General features: G+C 69.8%; 11 protein-coding genes and 1 tRNA gene. 8 read left to right on the plus strand and 4 right to left on the minus strand.

Annotated elements, in window-relative coordinates; all coding sequences use genetic code 11:
* The 5 genes from FV218_RS20770 to rutD form a co-directional block, all read left to right on the plus strand.
* A partial coding sequence (locus FV218_RS20770; protein WP_187273126.1) for an aromatic amino acid ammonia-lyase occupies nucleotides 1-749 on the plus strand: 749 nt, incomplete at its 5' end.
* Between the two features lie 294 nt (nucleotides 750-1,043).
* A complete protein-coding gene (gene rutA, locus FV218_RS20775; RefSeq protein WP_147711387.1) occupies nucleotides 1,044-2,138 on the plus strand; it encodes a pyrimidine utilization protein A in 1,095 nt (364 codons plus the stop codon).
* Nucleotides 2,138-2,869, plus strand: coding sequence for a pyrimidine utilization protein B (gene rutB, locus FV218_RS20780; protein ID WP_056091913.1), 732 nt, complete (start codon nucleotides 2,138-2,140; stop codon nucleotides 2,867-2,869). The genes rutA and rutB overlap by 1 nt, the downstream gene beginning before the upstream one ends.
* Nucleotides 2,870-2,939: 70 nt before the next feature.
* A complete protein-coding gene (gene rutC / locus FV218_RS20785; RefSeq protein WP_147711388.1) occupies nucleotides 2,940-3,329 on the plus strand; it encodes a pyrimidine utilization protein C in 390 nt (129 codons plus the stop codon).
* Between the two features lies 1 nt (nucleotide 3,330).
* The gene (gene rutD, locus FV218_RS20790) at nucleotides 3,331-4,107 is read left to right on the plus strand and encodes a pyrimidine utilization protein D (RefSeq protein ID WP_056091909.1); all 777 of its coding nucleotides are present in this window, start codon (nucleotides 3,331-3,333) and stop codon (nucleotides 4,105-4,107) included.
* A 103-nt stretch (nucleotides 4,108-4,210) separates the two neighbouring features.
* Here rutD and FV218_RS20795 read toward each other — a convergent pair whose 3' ends face one another.
* Nucleotides 4,211-4,621, minus strand: coding sequence for a hypothetical protein (locus tag FV218_RS20795; RefSeq protein ID WP_056091906.1), 411 nt, complete (start codon nucleotides 4,619-4,621; stop codon nucleotides 4,211-4,213).
* A 212-nt stretch (nucleotides 4,622-4,833) separates the two neighbouring features.
* On the opposite strand from FV218_RS20795, the gene FV218_RS20800 reads away from it, so the two are divergent.
* The gene (locus tag FV218_RS20800) at nucleotides 4,834-6,081 is read left to right on the plus strand and encodes an allantoate amidohydrolase (protein ID WP_246685217.1); all 1,248 of its coding nucleotides are present in this window, start codon (nucleotides 4,834-4,836) and stop codon (nucleotides 6,079-6,081) included.
* A 72-nt stretch (nucleotides 6,082-6,153) separates the two neighbouring features.
* Here the strand turns inward: FV218_RS20800 and FV218_RS20805 are convergent, their stop codons facing one another.
* Nucleotides 6,154-6,726, minus strand: a complete 573-nt coding sequence (locus FV218_RS20805; RefSeq protein ID WP_056091900.1) for a hypothetical protein — start codon at nucleotides 6,724-6,726, stop codon at nucleotides 6,154-6,156.
* Nucleotides 6,727-6,803: 77 nt separating this feature from the next.
* A complete protein-coding gene (locus FV218_RS20810) occupies nucleotides 6,804-8,249 on the minus strand; it encodes a protein adenylyltransferase SelO (RefSeq protein WP_147711390.1) in 1,446 nt (481 codons plus the stop codon).
* A gap of 159 nt (nucleotides 8,250-8,408) precedes the next feature.
* Between FV218_RS20810 and FV218_RS20815 the strand changes: the two genes are divergently transcribed.
* Together FV218_RS20815 and FV218_RS20820 are read left to right on the plus strand one after the other, a co-directional pair.
* On the plus strand, nucleotides 8,409-8,726 hold the full coding sequence (locus tag FV218_RS20815) for a hypothetical protein (RefSeq protein WP_147711391.1): 318 nt from the start codon (nucleotides 8,409-8,411) through the stop codon (nucleotides 8,724-8,726).
* A gap of 150 nt (nucleotides 8,727-8,876) precedes the next feature.
* A tRNA-Gln gene (locus FV218_RS20820) sits at nucleotides 8,877-8,950 on the plus strand.
* Nucleotides 8,951-9,011: 61 nt separating this feature from the next.
* Here the strand turns inward: FV218_RS20820 and FV218_RS20825 are convergent.
* On the minus strand, nucleotides 9,012-9,242 hold the full coding sequence (locus tag FV218_RS20825) for a DUF6429 family protein (protein WP_147711392.1): 231 nt from the start codon (nucleotides 9,240-9,242) through the stop codon (nucleotides 9,012-9,014).
* Between the last annotated feature and the right edge of the window lie 260 nt (nucleotides 9,243-9,502).

Raw genomic sequence — 9,502 nt, forward strand, 5'->3', positions numbered from 1 at the left:
CCCCGCCACCCCGCGTTCAGGACGTGTACTCCCTGCGCTGCGCCCCCCAGGTGCACGGCCCCGTGCGCGAGGCCCTGGCCTATATCGGCGGCATCATCGGCACGGAGATCAACGCGGCCACGGACAACCCGCTGATCTTCGACGACGGCGAAGGCGGCTATGCCTGCATTTCGGGCGGGCATTTCCATGGGCAGTACGTCGCCCAGGCCATGGACCTCCTGTCCATCGCCATCACCGATCTCGGCTCGATCTCCGAGCGGCGCCTGTTCCGCCTCATCGACCCGACCCTGAGCTATGGCCTGCCGCGCAACCTGCTCGCCGGCAAGAAGGGGCTCAACACCGGATTCGCCACGGTGCAATGCACTCTCTCGGCCCTCGTCATGGAGAACCGCACCCTGTCGAGCCCCGGCTCCGTCGATTCGATCCCCGGCAAGTCCAACGCCGAGGATCACGTCTCGAACTCGACCTGGTGCGGCCGCAAAGCCCGCACCATCGTGGAGAACGCCGAGCAGATCGTGGCCGGCGAACTCCTGATGGCGGCCCAGGCCCTCAGCCTCGTGGCCGAGGTGGCCAAGGATCATCCCATCGGCAAGGGCACGCAGGCGGCCCTCGCCGCCATCCGCGAAACGATCCCGCCGGCCCTCGATGGCGACCGCTGGTACCACACCGAGATGGTGGACGCCCTGGCGCTCCTGCGCTCGGGCGCCATCACGGCGGCGGTGGAGGCGGCGGTGGGGGGGTTGGAATAAAGCCTGCCGTCCCGGACGCCGGAGCGGCGTCGTCACGGCGACCACGAAGCCCGGCGCGGGACCGTCGTCGATGCGTCCCCGGACGCGCTCCGTGGTCGAGCAGGCCCGGCCCGCCAGTTGGGCAAACCGGAGAGAGTTTGGGCACCCGGCCGAAATCGACCCGGAATCGTTTGACCCTCCGGTTCGGTTCGATATCGTTCGACAGACCCGGAGCCGGCGACGATCTCCGCCCCGCGTAGGGCGGCGGAACGCGCCTTCCACGCGGTCTCCGGTCCCTTCGCGGCGAGGTCGACCATGAATGTCGGCGTGTTCATTCCCATCGGCAACAACGGCTGGCTCCTGTCGGAGAACGCGCCGCAGTACAAACCGAGCTTCGAACTGAACAAGCAGGTGGTGCTGAAGGCCGAGGGCTACGGCCTCGACTTCGCCCTGTCGATGATCAAGCTCCGGGGATTCGGCGGCAAGACCGAGTTCTGGGACCACAACCTCGAATCCTTCACCCTGATGGCGGGATTGGCCGCCGTCACCAGCCGGATCAAGCTGTTCGCCACCGCCGCCACCCTGTGCATGCCGCCGGCCATCACCGCACGCATGACGTCCACCATCGATTCGATCTCGAACGGCCGCTTCGGCCTCAACCTCGTCACCGGCTGGCAGAAGCCGGAATATGCCCAGATGGGGCTATGGCCCGGCGACGACTATTTTTCCCGCCGATACGAATACCTGTCCGAGTACGCTCAGGTCCTGCGCGACCTGTGGGAGACCGGCGTGTGCGACCGCAAGGGCGAGTTCTTCCAGATGGACGATTGCCGCCTGAGCCCACGCCCGCAGGCCGACATGAAGATCATCTGCGCCGGGCAGTCGGCCGCCGGGATGGCGTTCACCGCGCAATACGCCGACTACAATTTTTGCTTCGGCAAGGGCGTCAACACGCCGACCGCCTTCGCCCCCACGGTGGAGCGCCTCGAGGCCGCCAAGGCGAAGACCGGCCGCGACGTCTCCTCCTACGTCCTGTTCATGATCATCGCCGACGAGACCGACGCGGCCGCCCACGCCACCTGGGCGCATTACAAGGCCGGCGCCGATGCCGAGGCCATCGCGTGGCTCGGCGTCCAGGGGGCGGCCGACACCAGATCGGGGGCCGACACCAACGTGCGCCAGATGGCCGACCCGACCTCGGCGGTGAACATCAACATGGGCACCCTCGTGGGGTCCTACGCGGAGGTTGCGCGGATGCTCGACGACGTCGCCACCGTGCCGGGCACGGAAGGGGTGCTCCTCGTGTTCGATGATTTTCTCAAGGGTCTCGACGCATACGGCACCCGCATCCAGCCCCTGATGAAGAGCCGGGCGCACCTGTCGGCCGAGCCCATGGCGAAGGTGGCGTGATGGTCGCCGGCTACCACGATCCGCACGGACGCCACGGCACGATCACCCTCGCGGCCTCGCCGGAGCCCATCGCGTTCGACGCAGCGGCCACCGCCCTCATCGTCGTCGACATGCAGAACGCCTACGCCAGCAGGGGCGGCTACCTCGATCTCGCCGGGTTCGACGTCTCGACCACCGGCGCGACGGTGGAGCGGATCGGCGCAGCCGTGGCGGCGGCCCGCGCGGCCGGGATCGCCATCGTCTGGTTCCAGAACGGCTGGGACGCGGCCTACGTCGAGGCCGGCGGTCCCGGCTCGCCGAACTGGCACAAGTCGAACGCCCTCAAGACCATGCGCAGGCGTCCGGACCTCGCCGGGACGCTGCTCGCCAAGGGCACCTGGGACTACGCGCTGATCGATGCGCTGAAACCGGAGTCCGGCGACATCGTCCTGCCCAAGCCCCGCTACAGCGGCTTCCATCACACCCAGCTCGACGGTCTCCTGCGGGCGCGCGGCATCCGCACCCTGGTCTTCACCGGCATCGCCACCAACGTCTGCGTGGAATCGACCCTGCGCGACGGTTTCTTCCTCGAATACTTCGGCATTGTCCTCGCGGATGCGACACATCAGGCCGGGCCGCCTTCCCTGCAGGCGGGGGCACTCGCCAACATCGAGACTTTCTTCGGCTGGGTCTCGGATGTGGCCGCCTTCGAGACGGCCCTGCAGTCTGACGCCGCGCGCGCCGCCGCCTGACTGAAGATATTGTCCACGTCCCGATGACCGGACCGTTCCCGACACGCCAGCGCGCGAGACCTCGACAAAGATGCCCAAGACCGTGATCATCCCGCCCGGCACCGGTAAGCCGCTCGCGCCCTACGTGCCCGGGACCCTCGCCGACGGCGTACTCTACGTCTCGGGCACCTTGCCCCTCGATGCGGAGGCGAACGTCGTCCATGTGGGCGACGCGGCGGCCCAGACCCGGCACGTGCTGGAGACGATCAAGGGCGTCGTCACCGCGGCCGGCGGCACCATGGACGACGTGACCTTCAATCACATCTTCCTCAAGGACTGGGCCGACTACGCCGCCGTCAACGCCGTCTATGCCACCTACTTTCCCGGCGACAAGCCGGCGCGCTACTGCATCCAGTGCGGCCTCGTGAAGCCCGACGCGCTCATCGAGATCGCTTCCGTGGCGCATCTCGGGCGGCCCTGAGATGGAAGCGGCGCTCCACCATGCGGTCCGGGGCGCCGGCACGCGCACGGTCCTGCTCTCGCCGGGACTCGGCGGCTCGGCCGGTTACTTCGCCCCGCAGATGGACGCACTCGCGGCACGCTTCCGGGTGGTGACCTACGATCATCGCGGCACCGGCCGCTCGGCCGACACCCTGGAGCCCGGCCACGACATCGCCGCCATGGCAACCGACCTCGTCGCGGTGATGGACGCCACCGGCACGGAACGCTGCGACGTGGTCGGCCACGCGCTCGGCGGCCTGATCGGCCTCGAACTCGCCCGCACCCGTCCGGAACGCGTCGGGCGACTCGTCGTCATCAACGGCTGGGCCCGCGCCGATTCGGCGACCCGCCGCTGCTTCGCCGCGCGAAAAATTCTGCTCGAACACGGCGGCGCGGAGGCCTACGTCAGGGCCCAGGCGATCTTCCTCTATCCGGCGCCCTGGCTCTCCCGGAACGCCGAGCGGGTGGCGGCCGACGAGGCCCATGCCCTGGCGCAGTTTCCGGGGGTCGCCAACGTCCTGGCGCGGATCGCGGCGCTCGAAGCCTTCGATCTCACGGCGCAGTTGAAGGACATCGCCACCGAGACCCTGGTGATGGCGGCGGACGACGACGTTCTGGTGCCCTATCCGTGTTCGGAGGAGCTCACGGCCGGCCTTGCCTGCGCGACCCTCGACCGGGTCGCCACCGGCGGCCATGCCCACAGCGTGACGCGGGCGGACGCCGTCAACCGGACGCTGCTGGCGTTCCTGGATCGATGAAACTTGGACCGATGAGGCGTGGATCGAGCAGGACGCGGAGCCATCCCGGCGGGAACCCTCATGCCTCCCGTCCGCCAGCTCGCGGTTGCCGGCACCGCGCCGGTCAGGGCGTGCCCGGTTCGGATCCGTCCCGCTCGGCCCGCTCCCTCTCCGCCTTGTGCAGGCCGTCATAGAGCTTCTGCACCTCCTGGATGGTGGCGTGGCCACGGCTCCAGTTCGTCTCGCGGACGTTGACCGGGGTGAAGGCGCTGTGCGAACGGCCGCCGAACCCGTTGTAGACCGTCATCTCGGCCGCCTCCGGCCCGGTCCGGTAGTCGATGCGATAGGACGGGGCGAGGCCCTGGCCGGGGCCACGCTTGCCCGTGATGCCGATGCGCAGGTGGGCGTCGCCGTGCCGCTTCTGGCAGAAGCGCATGTTGCCGAGCACCCGGCGCAGATACTCGCCCGCATCCTCCAGATCGGCCACCACGTCGGCGATGGTCGCGTCGGGGGGCAGGTGGTTCTTTCGGATCATATGCCTCGGGCCTCGTGGGAGCGGGACCATACCGGCGGACGCGGACGAGGGCCAGGATGGTGCGTCGCCGGCCCTGCGATCGGCTGGCGCGAACAGGCGGGCGCCGGACTCCCGAGTTATGTCATGCGGCCACAAGAGCTTAAGGCACCGCGAGGTTTTCGCGGAACCCTCCCGTGCCTTAAGATATGGCCCACCCCGTGAGCGAGAGACCGGTGATCGACACATTCCAGGCCGCGCTGGCCCCCCGCATCATCGCCCGGCTCGACGCGCTCGCCGCCGTCAGCGCCGACCCGGGCGCCATCACCCGCGTCTATCTCAGCCCCGAGCAGGCCCGGGCCAGCGCCCTCGTCCTCGACTGGATGCGCGAGGCCGGGATGACGGCCCGCATCGACGCCGTCGGCAACTGCATCGGGCGCATCGAGGGTCCCATCCCCGGCGGGCCGGCCGTGGTGATCGGCTCGCACCTCGACACCGTGCGCGACGCCGGGCGGTTCGACGGTCCCCTCGGCGTGGTGGCGGGCATCGAATGCATCGCCGCCCTGGTCCGCACCGGCGTGGTCCTGCCCTTCGCCATCGAGGTGGTGGGTTTCGCCGACGAGGAGGGCACCCGCTTCGCCACCACCCTCATCGGCAGCCGGGCGCTCGCCGGCACCCTGACCCGCGACGCTCTCGACCGTCCGGACGCCGACGGCATCACCATGGGGCAGGCGCTCCTGGCCGCCGGGTTCGACCCGGACCGGATCGGCGAGGCGGCCCGGGCGCCCGGCGCCGTGCGCGCCTATCTCGAACTGCATATCGAGCAGGGCCCGGCCCTGGAGCGGGCCGGCCTCGCCGTCGGCCTCGTCACCGCCATCAGCGGCGCGACGCGGCTTGCCGTCACGCTCACGGGCGAGGCGGGCCATGCCGGGACCGTGGCGATGGCGGGGCGGCACGATGCCCTCGCGGGGGCCGCCGAATGCATCCTGGCCGTGGAGGCGCGCTGCACGCCCGAGCCCGGCCTCGTCGGCACCGTGGGGACGATCCTGGCCGCCCCCGGCGCCGTGAACGTGATCCCGGGGCGCGTCGGCTTCAGCCTCGATCTGCGTGCGCCCGACGACCGCCAGCGCCGCATCGCCCTGGCCGACCTCGCCGCCGCCTTCGCGGAGATCGCCACCCGGCGCGGCCTCGAACTCGATCGGGTGGTGACCCACGATGCGGCCTGCGCGCCGTGCGACCCGGCGCTGATGGCGCACCTCGCCGCGGGAATCGCGGCGGAGGGCCATCCGGTTCTGCGCCTGCCGAGCGGAGCGGGGCACGACGGCATGGCCCTCGCCGCCATCGCCCCCATCGCCATGCTGTTCGTGCGCTGCCGCGGCGGCATCAGCCATCACCCCGACGAGTTCGCCAGCGGGCCCGACATCGAGGCCGGCGCCCGCGTGCTCCTGGCGACCCTGCTGCGTCTGGCCGCCGAGGGGATGTGAACGCGCGCGTTTCCGCCCGCGGCAGACCCCCGATCCGCTCGGGATCGGGCGAACCGGTGGAGCAAGCGTCGCTCAGGTCTCGCCCGGCGCCTTGCCGGACGCGAGGCGCCGGAGGCGGCCCTTGCGCATCTCGTACTGGAAGATCGACGTCAGGGCCGGGGCCGAATCGTGCTCGGGCGCCGGGAGGGCGAGGGGCGGGACGGCCGGCGGCGCGAGCAGGCGCTGGACCGGAGCCTCCCGGCGCAAGAGAGCGCGCCGAACGACGTCCCAATCGCGCACCATCGCGGCGGCGGTGGCGGGATCGGTCTCGATCCTGACACGCGCCCCATCGGAGAAGCGCGCCTGCAGGGACGCGGTGGCGTGCAGGGTGCCGCCGAGGGCGCCGAGGCCGAGGCCGACGAACGCGGCGGCCAAGCCGAGGGGACGGGGCAGGGGCCCGGTGGCGTCGAGGGCGGTGCTGAGGCCGCCGGCGATCCCGGCCCGCCGCTGCAACGCGGGGCCGTCGGCGATTTCCAGGGCATCGAGATCCTCGACGCCGCGAGCCTGTCCATCGGGCAGGTGCAGCAGGCCGGTTTCGTAGGTGCCGGCCCCCGTCGTCCAGGCACCGTGAGGGCCGGTACCGTCGAGGATTCGGATTTCGCTCATCGTCGCTTCCCCGCGCTCCCGCGTCGGCGCCGTCACCGCACCCTACCGCCGCATGTGTCGGAAACAGGGCCGCGATCTCAGGCCGAGGCCGCTGCCGAGGGACCTGCCCGCGTGCCATAGGCCTCGGCCATGTTCGCGATGGCGGCGAGCTTGGAATGCAGCGCCGACCAGTCGTCCCCGTCGGCGATGGGGGCCCACAGGGCCTCGACCTCCTCGATCAGCATCGTGCACGGCCCGCTTCCGGCAAAGTACGGATGCGCGAGGCGCCCCGCATCGACGGGAGCCATCGCCTCCAGGCTCGCCCGCACGGGAGCGAACGCCTCCGCGGCATAGAACGCCGCCGACGGGCTCGCCGCCGCGCGCGCCGCACTGGCGAGCCCGCCGTACCAGTCGAAGAAGGTCCGCTCGAACGGCGCCCCGCTGCGGGCGAGGAACCCCCAGAACGCGGCGACGAAGCGGTGCGTCGCGTCGTCGTCCGTGCGGGCGAGTCCGAGGCGCGCCAGGAGCGCGTTGGCGAAGGCCTCCTGCAGGGCCGGACCGAACAGCTTGAGGGCCGCTTCGAGCCCGTCCTGCGGCGCCAGGGGCGTCAGGCATTCGGCGAGACGGCTGAGGTTCCAGAACAGGGCCTCGGGCTGGCGCCCGAAACTATAGAGCCCCTGCACGTCGAAATAGGCGGCGGTGAAAGCCGGATCGTTGACGGGCACGAACCGCCAGGGACCGTAATCGAAGCTCTCGCCGGTGACGTTGATGTTGTCGGTGTTGAGCACCCCGTGGACGAAGCCGGCGGCCATCCACTGGGCGCCCGTGCGCGCCACGCGGCGGCACACCTCCTCGAGGAAAGCGACGGCGCGGTCCGGCGCCGCCTCCCGCCACAGGTCGGGCATGTGGGTGCGGATCGTGTGATCCATGAGCTTCAGGATGTTGTCGGGCTCGTCGAGGGCCAGGAACCGCTGGAACGACCCGATGCGGATATGGGAATGGCTGAGCCGCACGAGGACCGCCGAGCGGGTGGGGGAGGGCTCGTCGCCGCGCTCTAGCTCCTCCCCGGTCTCGATCAGGCTGAAGGTCTTGGAGGTGTTCACGCCGAGCGCCTCCAGCATGCCGGTGGCGAGGATCTCGCGCACGCCGCCTTTGAGGGTGAGGCGCCCATCGGCCGTGCGCGACCACGGCGTGCGTCCGCTGCCCTTGGTGGCGAGATCGAGGAGACGTCCGTCGGCCAGATCGTAGGCCTGGGCGAACAGGAACCCGCGCCCGTCGCCGAGTTCGGGATTGTACGAGCGGAACTGGTGGCCGTGGTAGCGCAGGGCGAGGGGCTGCGGGAAACTGCCGGGCAGGGGGTCGAACCGGCCGAAATGTGCGATCCATTCCGCTTCCGTCAGGTCGCCGAGGCCGATCCGCTCCGCCCAGGGCTGGTTGCGGTAGCGCGGAATCGCCTTCGGAAAGGCGGCGGGCGCGACGACGTCGTAGAAGGCGTCGCCGAGTTCGGCATGGCGCTGCGCGAGGCGCGCGGTGGAGATCGGCATCGGGCGTCCTGAAGCCTGGGAGGTGGCAGCGGCCTTCGTCTAACCGGTGACCGCGCGGGATGACACGTCAATCGCCTTGACGGCCCGAACGATCCCGGGACGCGGCCGCGGGACAGGGCCCTGCTCACAAACCGCCCGGGCTCGGGTATAGTGGCGGGCATGGACAACATCATCCGACCGACCTTCGGCCAACCCCGCCGCGCCGAGCCCGACGACGAGAGCCGCGTCCAGGTGCTCACCCAGCGCGTCTACGGCGAGGCCGGCGGATGCCGGGTCTGCCTGGTCCATGACGAGGCCACCCCCGAGGGCGACGTCTTCAAGGTGGTGGCGGGGCTGCTCACCGACGACGAGGTCAGTACCGTGGCGATCCTGCCGGCGACCCCGGAAGGGGAGGTCGATGCCGAGATCGTCGCCCTGGCGATCCTGCGAACCCTGGGGATGATCGAGGCCCGCACCGGCGGCCCGGCCATCGCCTGATGGCGAAAGCCCTCAATCGAACGCTTGCATGCCGCGCCGGCTCCATGCTATCGCCCCTCCACCGGAACGGACCGGGCGCGAAACGATCGGTGCACGGCACGGATCGTGGACCAGACCAAACCGTCCTAAGCTCCTGCTAGGCCAGGGCTTTGGGGGATAGTTTAACGGTAGAACAGTGGACTCTGACTCCTCTAGTCGAGGTTCGAATCCTCGTCCCCCAGCCAACGAATTCAGCCCGCCAGTCTTGGACTCGGCGGGCTTTTTCGTGAGTTCTAAGGCGCGCGATCATTTTGATTTCGCGAAGAGGTGATCGAAGAGATCCTTCGACCGTCGCAGCCCCTCCTCGGTGAGTCCAACCGATTTGGCCTTTCCGATGGGGTTATAGATCATCCCCTTGACGTGCAGGCGATTCATGACCTCCCAGGCGAAGCCCTTCCAGGCCCGTCCGTCCTCGCAGAGGGTCAGGTGGAGGAGAGCCAGAACCGCATCGTCGATCTTGTCCTCGTCGATCTCCATGACGTGTCCTCCGCAGGCGCCGGCAGGGCTTCTTTCAGGGAAGTTGGCTTTCGGTTCGAACGCAAGGGGGATGGCCAACCACCTGTTTCGTTCGAAACTCGATCGCAGAGGGCTCCTTTGGTGGAGGATCCTTGGACGGCAAAAAGCCCCCGACCGTTGAGGATCGGGGGCTTTTTGGTCTGTTTGGTATTTGGTTGCGGGGACAGGATTTGAACCTGTGACCTTCAGGTTATGAGCCTGACGAGCTACCGGGCTGCTCC

Origin of the sequence: Methylobacterium sp. WL69 (assembly GCF_008039485.1) — a bacterium.
Taxonomy (GTDB): Bacteria; Pseudomonadota; Alphaproteobacteria; order Rhizobiales; family Beijerinckiaceae; genus Methylobacterium.

What these genes read in the sequence shown, in the direction of transcription:
- rutC (WP_147711388.1), top strand. Translation starts at nt 2,940, where the DNA reads ATGCCCAAGACCGTGATCATCCCGCCCGGCACCGGTAAGCCGCTCGCG.
- FV218_RS20805 (WP_056091900.1), bottom strand. Translation starts at nt 6,726, where the DNA reads ATGAGCGAAATCCGAATCCTCGACGGTACCGGCCCTCACGGTGCCTGG.
- FV218_RS20815 (WP_147711391.1), top strand. Translation starts at nt 8,409, where the DNA reads ATGGACAACATCATCCGACCGACCTTCGGCCAACCCCGCCGCGCCGAG.
- FV218_RS20825 (WP_147711392.1), bottom strand. Translation starts at nt 9,242, where the DNA reads ATGGAGATCGACGAGGACAAGATCGACGATGCGGTTCTGGCTCTCCTC.
- FV218_RS20810 (WP_147711390.1), bottom strand. Translation starts at nt 8,249, where the DNA reads ATGCCGATCTCCACCGCGCGCCTCGCGCAGCGCCATGCCGAACTCGGC.
- rutB (WP_056091913.1), top strand. Translation starts at nt 2,138, where the DNA reads ATGGTCGCCGGCTACCACGATCCGCACGGACGCCACGGCACGATCACC.
- rutA (WP_147711387.1), top strand. Translation starts at nt 1,044, where the DNA reads ATGAATGTCGGCGTGTTCATTCCCATCGGCAACAACGGCTGGCTCCTG.
- FV218_RS20795 (WP_056091906.1), bottom strand. Translation starts at nt 4,621, where the DNA reads ATGATCCGAAAGAACCACCTGCCCCCCGACGCGACCATCGCCGACGTG.
- rutD (WP_056091909.1), top strand. Translation starts at nt 3,331, where the DNA reads ATGGAAGCGGCGCTCCACCATGCGGTCCGGGGCGCCGGCACGCGCACG.